Genomic DNA, 14963 nt, shown 5'->3' with positions numbered 1-14963 from the left:
ACCATGGACCTCGAAGCCCGCCTGCACGGCGCAGCCCCCAGCGAACACCCCGAGGCCCTGCGCCTGTGGCTGCGCCTGCTCACCTGCACCCAGCTCATCGAAAAGCAGGTGCGCAGCCACCTGCGCGCGCAGTTCGACACCACGCTGCCGCGCTTCGATTTGATGGCGCAGCTCGAACGCGCGCCCGACGGCATGAAGATGAAAGAACTCTCGCGCCGCATGATGGTGACGAGCGGCAACATCACCGGCATCACCGACCAGTTGGTGGCCGAAGGGCTGGTGGAGCGCATGGACGTGGAAGGCGACCGCCGTGCGTACCTGGTGCGCCTCACGCCCCAAGGCCGCGAGCAGTTCAACACCATGGCACGCCAGCACGAGCAGTGGATCGTCGAGGCCTTCGCCACGCTGGGCGAGCGCGACATCGCCACCTTGTACCGCCTGCTGGGCAAGGTCAAAGAACACACACAAAACAACTCTTTGGAGACAACCGAATGAAGCACTACATCGGGGCGAGCAACCCCATGCGCGAACAGTTCAACCCGCAGGCCAGCTACGTCGCTGAGCACTTTGCCTGGAGCTTTGCCGATGGCGTGGGCACCGTCGCGCTCAACCGGCCGGACCGCAAGAACCCGCTGACCTTCCAGAGCTATGCCGAGCTGCGCGACTTCTTCTACGCGCTGCGGTTCGCCACCGACGTGAAGGCCATCGTCGTCACCGGCGCGGGCGGCAACTTCTGCTCGGGTGGCGATGTACACGAGATCATCGGCCCGCTGACCACCATGACCATGCCCGAGCTACTGGAGTTCACGCGCATGACGGGTGACTTGGTGAAAGCCATGCGCGCATGCCCGCAGCCCGTGCTGGGCGCCATCGACGGCATCTGCGCCGGTGCGGGCGCGATGATGGCGCTGGCCTGCGACATGCGCTACGGCACCGAGGCCACCAAGACCGCCTTCTTGTTCACCCGCGTGGGCCTGGCCGGGGCCGACATGGGCGCCTGCGCGCTGCTGCCCCGCATGATCGGCCAGGGCCGCGCCAGCGAGCTGCTGTTCACCGGCCGCGCCATGACCGCGCACGAAGGCCTGGCCTGGGGCTTCTTCAACGACCTGTATGAAAGCGCCGACCTGCTGGCCAACGTGCAGGCCACGGCGCGTGCACTGGCCGATGGCCCCACCTTCGCCCATGGCATGACCAAGACCATGCTCAGCCAGGAGTGGAGCATGACCATCGAGCAGGCCATCGAGGCCGAGGCCCAGGCCCAGGCCATCTGCATGCAGACCGAAGACTTCCGGCGCGCCTACGAGGCGTTTGCAGCCAAGCAGAAACCGGTGTTCCAGGGGGACTAAGAACATGCACGTCGCCACGCCCCCCGCCCCTTGCCCACCTTCCACGGCGCACCTCGCCCTGCCCTTTTTTGACGACGCCCACCGCGCGCTGGCCGAGGGCCTGGTGCCCTGGGCGGCCGTGCAAGAAGTCGATGAAACCGACGACCGCGCCGCTTGCCGCGACTGGGTGAAACGCCTGGGCGCGGGCGGCTGGCTGCGCTACTGCGTGCCTGCAGCCCACGGCGGTGCGCTGCCCGCGCTCGACTCGCGCGCGCTGGTGCTGCTGCGCGAGACGCTGGCCTACCACTCGCCGCTGGCGGACTTTGCGTTTGCGATGCAGGGCCTGGGCAGCGGTGCGATCACACTGGCGGGCAGCCCCGCGCAGCAGGCGCACTACCTGCAGGGCGTGGCGCGCGGCGAGCTGATTGCGGCGTTTGCGCTGAGCGAGCCTGAGGCGGGTTCGGATGTGGGCGCTATGCAAACAATAGCTAGTAGCGCTTATCCATCAGGCGGTAGCGGCCAAAAAGGCTCATATTCCCTGACAGGTACCAAGACCTGGATCAGCAACGGTGGCATTGCCGACTTCTACTGCGTGTTCGCCAAGACCGACCCCAGCGGCGGCACACGCGGCATCAGCGCCTTCATCGTCGATGCGAACACATCAGGGCTGGACACCTCGCACCACATCCACGTGATGGCGCCCCATCCTCTGGCCACGCTGCATTTCAGCAACTGCACCGTGCCCGCCACGGCACTGCTGGGCGAGGAGAACGGCGGCTTCAAGCTGGCCATGCGCACGCTGGACATCTTCCGCGCGTCGGTCGCCGCCGCCGCCCTGGGCATGGCGCGCCGCGCGCTGGCCGAGGCGGTGCACCACGCCCGCCAGCGCCGCATGTTTGGGCAGACGCTCGCAGACTTCCAGCTCACGCAGGCCAAGATCGGCGAGATGGCAGCACTGGTGGACAGCGCCGCGCTGCTGACCTACCGCGCGGCCTGGCTGCGCGACACCGGCCAGGCGCGCGTCACGGCCGAGGCGGCGATGGCCAAGATGACTGCGACCGAAAACGCCCAGCGCGTGATCGACATGGCGCTGCAGCTGCACGGCGGGCGCGGCGTGGAGGTGGGCAGCAAGGTCGAGTCGCTGTACCGCGACATCCGCTCGCTGCGCATTTACGAAGGCGCGACCGAGGTGCAGCAGCTCATCATCGGCAAGGCCGTTCTGCAGGAGTGATGCCATGAAAGCCTCTTCCAAACCCTCCGCACAGCCCGACCACTTTGTGCACGACCGCCTGCCGCCGCCCGAGGCCTGGCCCACCCTGCGCTACGACCTGCCCGAGCTGCAGATCGCCAACCAGGCGAACCTGGTGCAGGCCCTCTTCGATCAGGCCGAGCGCGCGGGCCACAGCGACCGTCCCCTATTGCGCGGCCCGCACCGCACGTATACCTACCGCGACGCGCGCACCGAGGCCGCGCGCATTGCCGAGGTGCTGACGCAGGACCACGGTCTCGTGCCCGGCAACCGCGTGCTGCTGCGCGGCGGCAACACGGTGGAGATGGCGCTGGCCTGGCTGGGCACGGTCTACGCCGGGCTGGTGGCGGTCGCCACCATGCCGCTGCTGCGCGCGGTGGAGCTGGGCAGCATCATCGACCGCGCCCAGCCCAAGCTGGCGCTGTGCGACGGCCGCCTGCTGGCGGAGCTGCAGACGGCGCAGACCCGGCACCCGGTGCTGGCCACCATCGTGCCCTTCCACACCGCGCCGGATGCGGCCGACCTGCTCCAGCGCGCGCAGGCCAAGCCCGGCACCACGCCGCCCAGCCCCACGTCGGCGGACGACATCGCGCTGATGGCCTTCACGTCGGGTACTACGGGCGCCCCCAAGGCGGCGGTGCACACCCACCGCGACGTGCTGGCCGCTTGCGAGGCCTGGCCGCGCCATGTGCTGCGCGCCACGCCCGACGACATCGTGGCGGGCTCGCCGCCGCTGGCGTTCACCTTTGGCCTTGGGGGTTTGCTCGTGTTCCCGATGTGGGCGGGCGCCAGCGTGTACTTCCCCGATCAGCCCTACACGCCCGAAACCATGGTGCGCCTGATGCGCGAAGCGGGCGTGACCATCTGCTACACCGCACCCACGTTCTACCGGCAGATGGCGCCGTTCGCCAAGCAGATCGGCCTGCCGCAGCTGCGCACCAGCGTGAGTGCGGGCGAAGGCCTGCCCGACGCCACGCGCCAGCTCTGGCGGGACGCCACCGGCCTGGACATGACGGACGGCATCGGCGCCACCGAGATGTTTCACATCTTCATCTCGTCAGCGGGCGGCGAGAGCCGCGCGGGGGCGGTGGGCAAGGTCGTGCCCGGCTACACCGCCAAGGTGGTGGACGACGACGGCCACGAGGTGCCGCGCGGCACCGTGGGCAAACTGGCCGTGATCGGCCCCACGGGCTGCAAGTACCTCGACGACCCGCGCCAGGCCACGTACGTGAAGGGCGGCTGGAACTACCCCGGCGACGCGTTCACGCAGGACGCGGACGGCTACTTCTTCTACCAGGCGCGCGATGACGACATGATCATCACCGCCGGCTACAACGTGGGCGGCCCCGAGGTGGAAGACGCCCTGCTGCGCCACCCCGCCGTGGCCGAGTGCGGCGTGATCGGCGTGCCCGACGAAGAGCGCGGCATGGTGGTCAAGGCCATCTGCGTCTTGAAGCCCGGCCACACCGGCGACGCCGCCATGGTCAAGACCCTGCAGGACCATGTGAAGGCCACCATCGCCCCGTTCAAATACCCACGCGTAGTGGAGTTTGTAGCGGCACTGCCCCGCACCGAAACCGGCAAGCTGCAGCGCTTCAAGCTGCGCCAGGGTGCGGGCGCCTCGCCATCGCCCTCCCCTACAAAAACAACGACATGACGATGAAAAACACCCTTTTGCAGCCCGAAGGCTGGGTCACCCCCAAGGGCTACGCCAACGGCGTGGCCGCACGCGGCACGATGGTCTTTACCGGCGGCCAGATCGGCTGGAACGCGCAGCAGCAGTTCGAGAGCGACGATTTCATCGCCCAGACCAAGCAAACGCTGCTGAACGTGCGCGCGGTGCTGGAGGCTGGCGGCGCAGGCCCCGAACACCTGGTGCGGCTGACTTGGTACGTGACCGACCGCAACGAGTACAACAGCCGCCTGAAGGAACTGGGCGCGGTCTACCGCGAGGTGCTGGGCAAGAACTTCCCGGCCATGGCCTGCGTGCAGGTGGCGGGGTTGATGGAAGAACGGGCGAAGGTGGAGATCGAGGCGACGGCAGTGGTGCCGGATGCGGAGTGAGCAGTATCTGCGCAACGAGAATCAGAAGGAAATCACTGCCTTGCGCCTGACCACCTTGCGCTGAGCGCTATCATTTTTGATTAAATATTCCGAGAACCTCGTTGGGGCAGAGCACGCGGCCCCAACTACCCGGCCCGCACGCCCAGCCCCGCCGTTCGCCGCGCCACCCACCACCCCTGCAGTGTTTTGCCGTACAGGATGAACGCCAGCGCCGCAGCAATCAACGGCAATGCCGCATACACCCACCCCGTGAGCAGTTCCCCACCCAGGGCCACCCCCACCAGCAGGGCCACCGCAGGGTTCACAAACGAGTAACTCCCCGCCAGCGCCGCTGAGGTGTTCTGCAGCAGCCACAGGTACGCGTTGAGCGCGACCAAGGTGCCAAACACCAGCAGATACACCCACGCCGCCCACGACTTGGCGCTGACCTGGCCCAAGGCGCTCAAAGGCTCGAACCACAGCGCCACCACCAGCCCCATGGCGCCCCCCGCAAACCACTGCGCGGCCGAGGCCATGGCGGGCGCGGGCAGCGACAGCTTGCGCGATGCATACGAGCCGATGCTCCAGCACAGCGGTGCACCAAAGGCCAGCAGCGCGCCGAGCCAGGTGGCAGAAAAGTCGCCCTCCAGCGCCAGCAGCAGCGCGCCTGCCACGCCCAGTGCCAGTCCGATCCAGCTGGTGAATGGCACACGCTCGCCGCCCCAGCGCGACCACAGGGCCAGCCACATGGGCATGGTGGTGACCACCGTGGCCATCAGACCCGAGCCAATGCCCAGCTTTTGCGCAAAGCCCATCAGGTTCATGGCCAGGAACACCATGCAGCCCCCCACCACCGCCGAGTTGCGCCATTGCACCCACGTCGGCAATGCATGGCCTTGCCACAGTGCAATGAGCAGCATCACACCACCCGCACACAGGAAGCGGATGGCGTTCATGAGCAGGGGCGGCATGGTTTGCACCGCAATGCCAATCGCAAAATAGGTGGTGCCCCAGACGATGTAGACCAGCAGCAGCGCCAGGGCCACCGCCCAGCTGCGCTGTGATTGGGCTTGCGCGTTGAAAATTGCCAGCATATTCTTCACCTGACCGAATAATTTATGGAGACCGCGAGGTTTTCGGAATTTTTACCAAAATTGAGCGGCTATGCAAGCAAATATTCAGACAGATGACATGGACGCCAGAATTATTTCGGCACTGGGCGCAGATGGCCGACGTTCGTACGCCGATGTAGGCGCCGAGGTGGGACTGTCCACCGCCGCCGTGCACGAGCGCGTGAAGAAGCTGCTGGACAAGGGGGTGATCCGCCGCTTCTCGATCAGCGTGGACCCGGAGCGCGTCGGGCTGAACTTCACCGCGTTTGTGGCGATCCGCAACGATGGCGGCGCGCACTGCCGCGACATTGCGCCGCGCCTGCGCGCTATCCCCCAGGTGGAAGAGTTGCACAGCGTGGCTGGCGAGCACGACTTCCTGGCCAAGATCCGCACCACGCACGCGCGCGGGCTGGAGGACGTGCTCTACCAGATCAAGGCGATTCCCGGCGTGGCGCGCACCACGAGCACCGTGGTCCTGAACACCGAGTTCGAGGACCGGCCGCTGGACCTGGGGTGGATCAATGGCGGCAAGGGCAGCTGACGCGAGGCTGCCACCCTGGCCCCGCCGCGCCGCTGTTTACGCGGCTACCGGAGCACGGTCAGCCTCAGCGGCACCAACCGCCGGAACCTGCGCCAGGCGCTGCACCAGCGCCATGTAGTAGCCCAGCGGCGGCGTGACCAGGCCCGGCACCTTGGCATGGTCGTCATAGCGGCGCAGGCGGATGGCCTCTTGCGCAAAGGGCTGGGCCGCAAACTGCATCGCCTCTTTGGGCGTGAAAGGCCCTCCCTGCAGAACCAGGCTGTGCTGCGATGCAGGCGAGAGCGTTTCCCAATACCCCGGCTCCATGGTGCATAGGTAGCGTTTGGCATCCACATGCAGGCGGATGGGCTCCAGCACCGCGTCGGGCAGCAGGCCCCGCAGGAACGGGATGGCCATGTACTGGTGCAGGTCGTCCTGCTCGGCCGTGTCGCCCCCGGGCGCCAGCAAATGGCCCAGGTCGTGCAGCAAAGCCGCTGCGACCGTCGAGGGGGTCTCGCCCGACTTTTCGGCCCACTGCGCGCACTGCAAGGCATGCTCCAGCTGGCTGACCGCCTCGCGGCCATATTGATTCACGCCCCTGGTGGCTAGCAGGTGGGCAATGTCTTCCAGGCTCAATGCCATCGTCTTTCCTTGTCAGACCAAGGCTTTGCGAATACGCGCAGAGACCAGGTCAATCACGCTCACCGTCACCACGATGATGAGCATCACCGCGCAGGTCTCGGCGTATTGAAAGCCGCGAATGATTTCCCACAGCACCACGCCAATGCCGCCTGCCCCGACCATACCCACGACCGAGGCCGAGCGCACGTTGGCCTCAAAGCGGTACAGCGTGTACGAGATCCACAGCGGCATCACCTGCGGGATCACGCCATAGATGATCTCGTGCAGCGCACTCGCGCCGGTGGAGCGGATGCCCTCCACGGGCTGAGGGTCGATGGCCTCGACCGCCTCGGAGAACAGCTTGGCCAGCGTGCCGGTGGTGTGGATCCACAGTGCCAGCACGCCGGCAAAAGGGCCCAGACCTACGGCCACAACGAAGAGCATGGCGAACACCATCTCGTTGATGGCGCGACATGCGTCGAGCACGCGGCGCACCGGCTGGTTTACCCACCAAGGCGCAATGTTGGACGAAGCCAGCAGCGCCAGCGGAATGGCCGTGACCACCGCGAGCGCCGTGCCCCACAGGGCTATCTGCAGCGTGACCAGCATCTCCTGCACGTAGATCGGCCACTGCGAGAAATTGGGCGGAAAGAACTCGGCCGCGTACTGGGCCATGTTGCCCGAGTCGCGGACGAGATCGAGCGGGCGCATGTCGGCGCCCTTCCACGAAGCGGCCAGCACCACGAGCAGGATGCCCCAGGAAAGATACCAGGCGAGGCTGCGCTTGGGCGCTGCAGTGCTCGCCAGGTTTGCGAGCGATGGGGTCAGTGCAGAAGACATGGTGGTGGCTGGCTGGACGCGCTGCTTGGCTGCCGACTTACTTCAGGGACGCCAGCTGCTGGTCGATCTCGGCCAGGCGGGTCTTCTTGTCGGCATCGGCCAGCGTCGCGTCGGCCTCGATCTTGTTGCGCTTGCCGAACAGGTCGAGCTGGCGAATGGGCGTGAGCTGGGCGTTGGTCGAGGGCTTGAAGCCCGACAGCTTGGAGATCTTCATCACAATCTCCTTCTCGCGCGCATCGGTCTTGGCGTAGTTGTAGAAGAAGTCGCGGATCTTGGTCTTGGTGGCCTCGGGCAGGTCCTTGCGCATGACCAGGGGGTCCAGGGCGATCAGCGGCGAGGTCCAGACGATCTTGATGTCCTTGAACTTCTCGGGCTGGCGTTCCTTGATCTTCTCCAGGTTCTCGCTGTTGTTGGTGGCCACATCCACCTGCTTGTTGGCCACGGCCAGCGCATTGGTCTCGTGGTTGGCACTGCGCGTGATCTTGAAGTGCGTCTTCGCGTCGATCTTGTTCTGCGCAAAAGCGTAGTAGCCGGGCACCAGGAAGCCCGAGGTGGAGTTGGGGTAGCCATTGCCAAAGCTCAGCGACTTGCCGTTCTTGAGCACGTCGTCGAGGCTGGCCAGGGGGCTGTCTTTGTGCACGATGAGGTGCGAGTAGTAGCCCTGGGTACCGTCGGCATTGACCATCTGCGCGAAGACTTCGCCATTGGCGCGGTCCACGGCTTCCATGGCCGACTTGTTGCCCAGCCAGGCCACCTGCATCTTGTTGAAGCGCATGGCTTCGATCAGGCCCGCGTAGTCGGACGCAAAGAAGGCGTTGATCTTCAGTCCCGTCTGCTTGGCCATGTCGTCCAGCAGCGGTTGCCAGTCGGCCTTGAGGTTCTGAGAGGCCTCGGTCGAGATCATGCCGAAATTGATGTCCTGGGCCAACGCGCCCGTGGTCAATCCCAGCCCGAGTGTCAGGGCAGCACACAGTTTTTTGAACATGTTGAAAGCTCCAGAGAAAGGAAATGAAGAGAACCGAAAGGCTGCTCAGGCGGCCTGAACCATGGCGGGTGACCACTGCGGCGCAGGCATGGGTGCATGCGCCGGTGCAGGGTGGGCCCCCGATGCATCCGACAGGATTTCATCCGCCTGTACGCCATACAGGCCCCGCAGCAACGCGGGCGTCAGTGCGGCCGAGGGGCCGTCGTAGACCACCTGCCCATGGTGCAAGGCCACCACGCGCGGGCAATATTTGATGGCCACATCCACCTGGTGCAGCGAGACGATGACGGTGCAACGGTCTTCGCGGTTGATGCGGGCCAGGATGTCCATGACCTTGCGGGAGGACTCGGGGTCGAGCGAGGCGATGGGCTCGTCGGCCAGCACCACCTTCGCGCCCTGCACCAGCGTACGGGCAATGGCCGCGCGCTGCTGCTGGCCGCCCGACAGGGTGGACGCGCGCTGCGCATGGCACTCGGCAATGCCCACGCGGTGCAGCGCTTCGAGCGCCAGCGCACGCTCCTGCGGCTTGAACATGCGCAGCCAGCCACGCCACCAGGGCGTGCGGTGCAGCAGACCTACCAGCACGTTCATCAGCACGGGCAAGCGGTCCACCAGGTTGAACTGCTGAAACACAAAGCCCACCTGCGAACGCACCTTGCGAATGTCGCTGTGAATACGCCCCGCCTGCTGTACGCAGCGGCCATCCACCTCGATCAGCGAATCGCTGGACGCATCGGCCACCACCAGGCCCGCCACATGGCGCAGCAGGGTGGACTTGCCCGATCCCGAGGCACCAATCAGCGCCACCATCTCGCCGCGCTGCACGGTGAGGTTGATGTCGCGCAGGGCGTGTTTGCCGTTGGCGAAATGCTTGTTCAGTTGGTGGATGTGCAGTGCGGCAGTCATGGCAGCCTCCTTTGGGGGTTAATTCCGTTTCCAAGTCATTCGTGTCTAGGCGCAAAGCCGCAGACAGTGCTGTAGCACGGCAAGGCGAAGCAACAACGACACGGATGATTTGGAAACGGAATAAGTCGTCTAGACAACCGGAGTGTGGTTGGTGGGCGTGACAGTGCTTTGACAGTTGGGAGAAGTTTGGATGTCAGCGTCGAAGCACACTCTCGACTACAAAACGCGCCTGCCTTCGCGCCACACCCCACGCACCACGGCCTGGCGGCCGCCATCGGGCAGCTCGGCCATGTGCACCTGCACCAGGTCGGCGCGCAGGCCAGGCGCGAGCGCACCCCGGTCCGCCATGCCCGCAGCCTTGGCGGGGTTGCGGGTGACGGTGGCCACGGCCTGCGGCAGGGGCAGGATGTCGTCCTGCACCAACCGCATCACCGCGCTCAGCAGGCTGCCGGGCACGTAGTCTGAAGAGAGGATGTCCAGCAGACCCCGGCGTGCCAGATCGACCGCCGCCACATTGCCCGAGTGCGAGCCTCCGCGCACCACATTGGGCCCACCCATCACGGTAAGCAGCCCGCGCTCGTGCGCAGCCTGGGCTGCGGCCAGCGTGGTCGGGAACTCCGACATCGCAGCCCCTTCAGCATGGGCCTGCTCCACGTGCGCCACCGTGGTGTCGTCGTGGCTGGCCAGCGAGATACGGTGCGTACGGCAATAGTCCACGAAGTACGCGCGGTGCGGCTCGGCGTACTGCGCCTGCAGCGTGGCGGCGTGCGCCACTTGGCGCTCGAACTTCTCGGCGCTCCAGCCCTTCTTGCCGGTGTAGTAGGTACGCGCCTGCTCGATGTTCTCCCACTGGCGCTGGCCCGGGGTGTGGTCCATCAGCGAGATCAGCGACAGGCGCGGGTGGCCGTGGAAGGGCTCGAACAGATCAATGGTGTTGGGCGCAGGCAGCTCGCAACGCACATGCAGGTGGTGATCGGCGCGCAGCAGGTTGCGTTCGGTGCAGGTGTCGATGGTGTCGAGCACACGGTTCCAGGCACTGCCGCGCAGGCTGTCCACGTCGGCCTCTCCCACGCCCAGCGCATCGAGCACCGTGGTGATGCCGGCCGCCGCAATCTCGGCGTCGTGCGCCAGCAGCGCAGGCATCTCGGCCCATTGCACCTTGGGGCGCGGCATGAGGTGGCGCTCGAAATTGTCGGTGTGGATTTCGACCAGCCCGGGCAGCAGGTAGTCGCCCCCCAGGTCGATGCCTTGTAGTGCCGCAGTGGCTCCGCTGTCCAGCGACGCGATGCGCCCGCCCTCCACCTGCAGGCTGCCCTGCACCACTTCGCCCGGCAGCACCATGCGGGCGTTCTTGAACACGGTCGCAGTCATGCCGATGCCCCCCGAAAGTCACCCACGTTCACGCGGCGCGTAGCCACGGCGGCACCCACCTGCGCGTCGTGAAAGATGCCCACCAGGGCCGCGCCGCGCGCCACGGCCTCGCGGATCATGGTGATCACGGTCTCAGTGTTGGCCGCGTCGAGCGATGCGGTGGGCTCGTCCAGCAGCAACAGCGGCTTGGGCTTGATCATGTTGCGGGCGATGTTGATGCGCTGCTGCTCCCCGCCCGAGAACGTGGCGGGCGGCAGGTGCCACAGCCGCTCGGGGATGCGCAGGCGGGTCAGCCACTGGCGGGCTGCCTCGCGCGCAGCCTCGATGCCCGAAGGGTCGTCGCCCGCGTCTTCGGCCAGCGGCTCGGCTACCACATCCAGGGCCGACACGCGCGGGATGACCCGCAGGAACTGGCTCACATAGCCCACGGTGTCGCGCCGCAGCTGCACCAGCGCGCGCGGGGTGGCCTGCGTCACATCCACCATGGTTCCATCGGCCGAGCGCACGGTGATGCGGCCCGCATTGGCGCGGTAGTTGGCGTAGATCATCTTGAGCAGCGTGCTCTTGCCCATGCCCGAGGAGCCATCAAGGACTACACACTCGCCCGGCTGCACGGCCAGGTCCACCTGGGCGAGCACGGGCAGTTCGATTCCGTTCTGGTGGTGCAGGGTAAAACGCTTGGCCACCCCTTGCATCTGGAGGATGGGCGCAATGGAAGGAGGCTGGTTCATGGCTGCAGTACCGAAGAAACGAGGAGCTGGGTGTAGGGGTGTTGCGGGTCGTCGAGCACCTGGTCGGTCAGGCCCGCCTCCACCACGCGGCCGCGCTGCATGACCACCATGCGGTGCGCCAGCAGACGCGCCACGGCCAGGTCGTGCGTCACCACAATGGCCGCCAGTTGCATCTGCCGCGTGAGCTGGCGCAGCAGGTCCAATAGGCGCGCCTGCACCGACACATCGAGGCCCGAGGTGGGCTCGTCCATGAACACCAAACGGGGCTGCGTGACGAGGTTGCGCGCAATCTGCAGGCGCTGGCGCATGCCGCCCGAAAACGTGCGCGGTGCATCGTCGATGCGTGCGACATCAATCTCCACGCGCTGCAGCCATTCCATGGCCGTGGCGCGCAGGCGGCCGTAGTGGCGCTCGCCCAGCCCCATCAGGCGCTCGCCCACGTTGGCGCCCGCCGATACATCCATGCGCAGGCCATCCGCCGCGTTCTGGTGCACAAAGCCCCAGTCGGTACGGGCCAGCAGACGCTGCTGCGCTTCGGTCATGGCATAGATGTCCTGCAGCTCGCCGCTGCGCTGGCGGAACTGCACGGTGCCTTCATCCGGGGCGCTGCGCGCCGCGATGGCGTTGAGCAGCGTGGACTTGCCGGAGCCCGACTCGCCCACCACGGCCAGCACCTCGCCGGGCCACAGGTCAAAGGATGCGCCTTGCAGCGCCACGCGGTCGCCATAGCGCTTGCTGACGTTGCGCACGCTCAGCAGCGGCGCAGAAGGTTCGGGGTGGTTCATGGGAGGTTCTCGACAACAAAGCTCAGGCCATGCTGCGCAAAGCCCAGGGATTCATAAAACGCATGCGCGCCCTTGCGGCGGGCGTTGGACGAGAGCACGAGCTTGTAGCAGCCCGCATCGCGCGCCTGCTGCATGGCATGGGCCATCATCTGGCGGCCAATGCCACGGCCCTGCTGGTGCTGTGCCACCACCACGTCTTCGACGATGGCCGAGGGCGCGCCCCGGTGCGCCAGGTTGTGCATGACGAGCAGCGCATAGGTACCCACCACCGCGCCATGCTGCGCGGGGTCGCAGGCCACCCACAGGCGGTAGCTGGGGTAGCGCGCAAACTGGGCCCACACGGCCTGGGCTTCTTCCAGCGTCAGCACGTCGGCGGGGCTTTCTTCAATGGCGGCATACAGCGCCAGCACGCTCTCCAGGTCAGCCTGCCGGGCTTCGCGAATCAGCACGGCGCTCATGCCGTGCCGCCTTCCACCTGCGCTGCATCGGCCTGCTGTGCCTGGCGCTCCTGACAATAGTCCGAGTCGGAGCACACATGCATGCGCCCACCCTGGTCGTCGGTGATGACCTCGTCCAGAAAGCTGTCGGTGGCGCCGCACAAAGCACAGGCGGCGTCCCAGCGTTGCACCTCGAACGGGTGGTCCTCAAAACCCAGGCTCTCCACCGGCGTGTAGGGCGGCACGGCGTAGATGCGCTTTTCGCGGCCCGCGCCAAACAGCTGCAGCGCGGGGTTCATGTGCATCTTGGGGTTGTCGAACTTGGGGATGGGCGACGGTGCCATCACATAGCGGCCATTGACCAGCACGGGGTAGTCGTAGGTGGTGGCGATGTGGCCGTAGCGCGCAATGTCTTCGTAGAGCTTGACGTGCATGAGCCCGTACTCCGCCAGGCCGTGCAGGGTGCGCGTTTCGGTCTCGCGCGGCTCCAGGCGCTGCATGGGCTCGGGCACCGGCACCTGGTAGACGATGACCTGGCCTTCGGCCAGCGGTGTTTCGGGGATGCGGTGGCGCGTCTGGATCAGCGTGGCCTCGCGCGTGTGGGTGGTGGTGGCCACAGCCGTGGTGCGTTCGAAGAAGCGGCGGATGTTGACGGCGTTGACTGTGTCGTCCGAGCCCTGGTCGATGACCTTGAGGCAGTCCTCTGGGCCGATGATGGACGCGGTGACCTGGATGCCGCCCGTGCCCCAGCCATAGGGCAGTGGCATTTCGCGCGAGCCAAAGGGTACCTGGTAGCCAGGGATCGCCACCGCCTTGAGGATGGCGCGGCGGATCATGCGCTTGGTGCGCTCGTCCAGGTAGGCAAAGTTGAAGTGGCCATCCACCGGCGCGGCGTCGGCAGGCAGGCCCATCACGGCAGGTTCCATGGGCGCGTTCATGCGGCATCCTCCTCGGCGGGGGTCGTGGGTTGGGCGGCAGCGGCGCGCATCTTGCGCACCAGCTCCAGTTCTGACTGAAAGTCCACGTAGTGCGGCAGCTTCAAGTGCTGTACGAAGCCCGAGGCCTCCAGGCTGTCGCTGTGGCCCAGCACAAACTCCTGCATCTGCGCTGGGGACTCCACCGGCTCGCCCAGCTCGTCGGCACGCAGGGCGCGGTCCACCAGGCTCATGGCCATGGCCTTGCGCTCGCTGTGGCCGAACGCCAGGCCGTAGCCGCGCGTGAACTGCGGCGGCTGGCTCTTGCTGCCCGCGAACTGGTTCACCATCTCGCACTCGGTGATCTCGATGTCGCCGATGTCGATGGCAAAGCCCAGCTCTTCTGGCACGATCTCCACGGCCACCGTGCCCAGGCGCACCTCACCCACAAACGGGTGCGAGTGCGAGTAGCCGCGCTGTGTGGAGTACGCCATGGCGAGCAGGAAGCCCTCATCGCCACGCGCCAGGTTTTGCAGCCGCGTGGCACGGTTGGCGGGGAAGCGCAATGGCTCGCGGGTCAGGTCCGTGGGCGCGGGGTCGCCCGGGGGCACGGGGCGGGTTTCGATCAGCCCCTCGTGGTTGAGCAAATCCACCACACGGGGTGTGGTGCCGGTTGGCACAGCGGCGGCCCCAGCGGCAGGCGGCGCAATCGAGCCTTCGGTCAGCAGCTTGAAGTCCAGCAAGCGCTGCGTGTAGTCGTAGGTGGGGCCCAGCACCTGTCCACCGGGCAGGTCCTTGAAGGTGGCGGAGATGCGCCGGTCCAGCGCCATGCGGTGGGTGTCCAGCGGGCAGGTGGTGCCCAGGCGAGGCAGCGTGGCGCGGTAGGCGCGCAGCAAAAAGATGGCTTCCACCAGGTCGCCCGCTGCCTGCTTGATGGCCAGGGCCGCGAGCTCGGGGTCGTACACCGAGCCCTCGGTCATGACCCGATCCACGGCCAGCTTGAGCTGCTGGCGGATCTGCGGCACCGAGAGTTCGGGCTGCGAGGCATCGCCCCGGCGCTGGCGGGCCAGCAACTGGTAGCTGTTGAGAATGGCGGCTTCTCCGCCTTTGACGGCTACGTACAT

The 14963-nt window shown here is 66.6% G+C and carries 17 protein-coding genes; 6 read left to right on the top strand and 11 right to left on the bottom strand.

From position 1 onward, the window contains the following. Window positions 1-3 precede the first annotated feature (3 nt). Genes ACSQ3O_RS02700 through ACSQ3O_RS02680 form a run of 5 tightly spaced genes read left to right on the top strand, consistent with a single transcriptional unit; the run spans window position 4 to window position 4638 of the window. Window positions 4-495, top strand: coding sequence for a MarR family winged helix-turn-helix transcriptional regulator (locus ACSQ3O_RS02700; protein WP_228897525.1), 492 nt, complete (start codon window positions 4-6; stop codon window positions 493-495). Then, window positions 492-1346 (top strand): enoyl-CoA hydratase family protein, encoded by an 855-nt coding sequence (locus ACSQ3O_RS02695; RefSeq protein ID WP_436137758.1) that lies wholly within the window; start codon window positions 492-494, stop codon window positions 1344-1346. The genes ACSQ3O_RS02700 and ACSQ3O_RS02695 overlap by 4 nt, the downstream gene beginning before the upstream one ends. Window positions 1347-1350: 4 nt before the next feature. Beyond that, window positions 1351-2556 (top strand): acyl-CoA dehydrogenase family protein, encoded by a 1206-nt coding sequence (locus ACSQ3O_RS02690; RefSeq protein ID WP_436137757.1) that lies wholly within the window; start codon window positions 1351-1353, stop codon window positions 2554-2556. Window positions 2557-2560: 4 nt separating this feature from the next. Next, window positions 2561-4231 (top strand): AMP-binding protein, encoded by a 1671-nt coding sequence (locus ACSQ3O_RS02685; protein WP_436137756.1) that lies wholly within the window; start codon window positions 2561-2563, stop codon window positions 4229-4231. 2 nt (window positions 4232-4233) lie between these two features. Beyond that, window positions 4234-4638, top strand: coding sequence for a RidA family protein (locus ACSQ3O_RS02680; RefSeq protein WP_137748885.1), 405 nt, complete (start codon window positions 4234-4236; stop codon window positions 4636-4638). Window positions 4639-4763: 125 nt separating this feature from the next. Here the strand turns inward: ACSQ3O_RS02680 and ACSQ3O_RS02675 are convergent, their stop codons facing one another. Then, entirely contained in the window at window positions 4764-5711 is a 948-nt protein-coding gene (locus tag ACSQ3O_RS02675; RefSeq protein WP_436137755.1) for an EamA family transporter, read from the bottom strand. Window positions 5712-5808: 97 nt separating this feature from the next. Between ACSQ3O_RS02675 and ACSQ3O_RS02670 the strand changes: the two genes are divergently transcribed. Next, window positions 5809-6270, top strand: coding sequence for an Lrp/AsnC family transcriptional regulator (locus ACSQ3O_RS02670; RefSeq protein WP_298452805.1), 462 nt, complete (start codon window positions 5809-5811; stop codon window positions 6268-6270). A gap of 36 nt (window positions 6271-6306) precedes the next feature. On the opposite strand, the gene ACSQ3O_RS02665 is transcribed toward ACSQ3O_RS02670, so the two are convergent. From ACSQ3O_RS02665 to ACSQ3O_RS02620, 10 genes are all read right to left on the bottom strand, one after another. Continuing rightward, a complete protein-coding gene (locus ACSQ3O_RS02665; protein WP_298452808.1) occupies window positions 6307-6891 on the bottom strand; it encodes a phosphonate degradation HD-domain oxygenase in 585 nt (194 codons plus the stop codon). 12 nt (window positions 6892-6903) lie between these two features. Further along, window positions 6904-7710, bottom strand: a complete 807-nt coding sequence (gene phnE, locus ACSQ3O_RS02660; RefSeq protein ID WP_298452810.1) for a phosphonate ABC transporter, permease protein PhnE — start codon at window positions 7708-7710, stop codon at window positions 6904-6906. Window positions 7711-7747: 37 nt separating this feature from the next. Next, complete coding sequence (phnD, locus tag ACSQ3O_RS02655; protein WP_436137754.1) at window positions 7748-8695, bottom strand: phosphonate ABC transporter substrate-binding protein; 948 nt, start codon at window positions 8693-8695, stop codon at window positions 7748-7750. Window positions 8696-8740: 45 nt separating this feature from the next. Next, the gene (gene phnC / locus ACSQ3O_RS02650; protein WP_436137753.1) at window positions 8741-9601 is read right to left on the bottom strand and encodes a phosphonate ABC transporter ATP-binding protein; all 861 of its coding nucleotides are present in this window, start codon (window positions 9599-9601) and stop codon (window positions 8741-8743) included. A gap of 216 nt (window positions 9602-9817) precedes the next feature. Next, complete coding sequence (locus ACSQ3O_RS02645) at window positions 9818-10972, bottom strand: alpha-D-ribose 1-methylphosphonate 5-triphosphate diphosphatase (RefSeq protein ID WP_436137752.1); 1155 nt, start codon at window positions 10970-10972, stop codon at window positions 9818-9820. Then, window positions 10969-11703 (bottom strand): phosphonate C-P lyase system protein PhnL, encoded by a 735-nt coding sequence (phnL, locus tag ACSQ3O_RS02640; RefSeq protein WP_436137751.1) that lies wholly within the window; start codon window positions 11701-11703, stop codon window positions 10969-10971. The genes ACSQ3O_RS02645 and phnL overlap by 4 nt, the downstream gene beginning before the upstream one ends. Then, on the bottom strand, window positions 11700-12488 hold the full coding sequence (gene phnK / locus ACSQ3O_RS02635) for a phosphonate C-P lyase system protein PhnK (RefSeq protein ID WP_436137750.1): 789 nt from the start codon (window positions 12486-12488) through the stop codon (window positions 11700-11702). Before phnK ends, phnL begins: the two co-directional genes overlap by 4 nt. Further along, window positions 12485-12946, bottom strand: a complete 462-nt coding sequence (locus ACSQ3O_RS02630) for an N-acetyltransferase family protein (RefSeq protein ID WP_436137749.1) — start codon at window positions 12944-12946, stop codon at window positions 12485-12487. The genes phnK and ACSQ3O_RS02630 overlap by 4 nt, the downstream gene beginning before the upstream one ends. After that, the gene (locus ACSQ3O_RS02625) at window positions 12943-13863 is read right to left on the bottom strand and encodes an alpha-D-ribose 1-methylphosphonate 5-phosphate C-P-lyase PhnJ (protein ID WP_436137748.1); all 921 of its coding nucleotides are present in this window, start codon (window positions 13861-13863) and stop codon (window positions 12943-12945) included. The genes ACSQ3O_RS02630 and ACSQ3O_RS02625 overlap by 4 nt, the downstream gene beginning before the upstream one ends. Further along, window positions 13860-14963 (bottom strand): carbon-phosphorus lyase complex subunit PhnI, encoded by a 1104-nt coding sequence (locus ACSQ3O_RS02620; protein WP_436137747.1) that lies wholly within the window; start codon window positions 14961-14963, stop codon window positions 13860-13862. Before ACSQ3O_RS02620 ends, ACSQ3O_RS02625 begins: the two co-directional genes overlap by 4 nt.

The sequence above is a fragment of the Acidovorax sp. LjRoot74 genome, from assembly GCF_964254355.1.
GTDB lineage: Bacteria > Pseudomonadota > Gammaproteobacteria > Burkholderiales > Burkholderiaceae_C > Acidovorax.
This window is presented reverse-complemented; position numbering and strand designations above follow the sequence as displayed.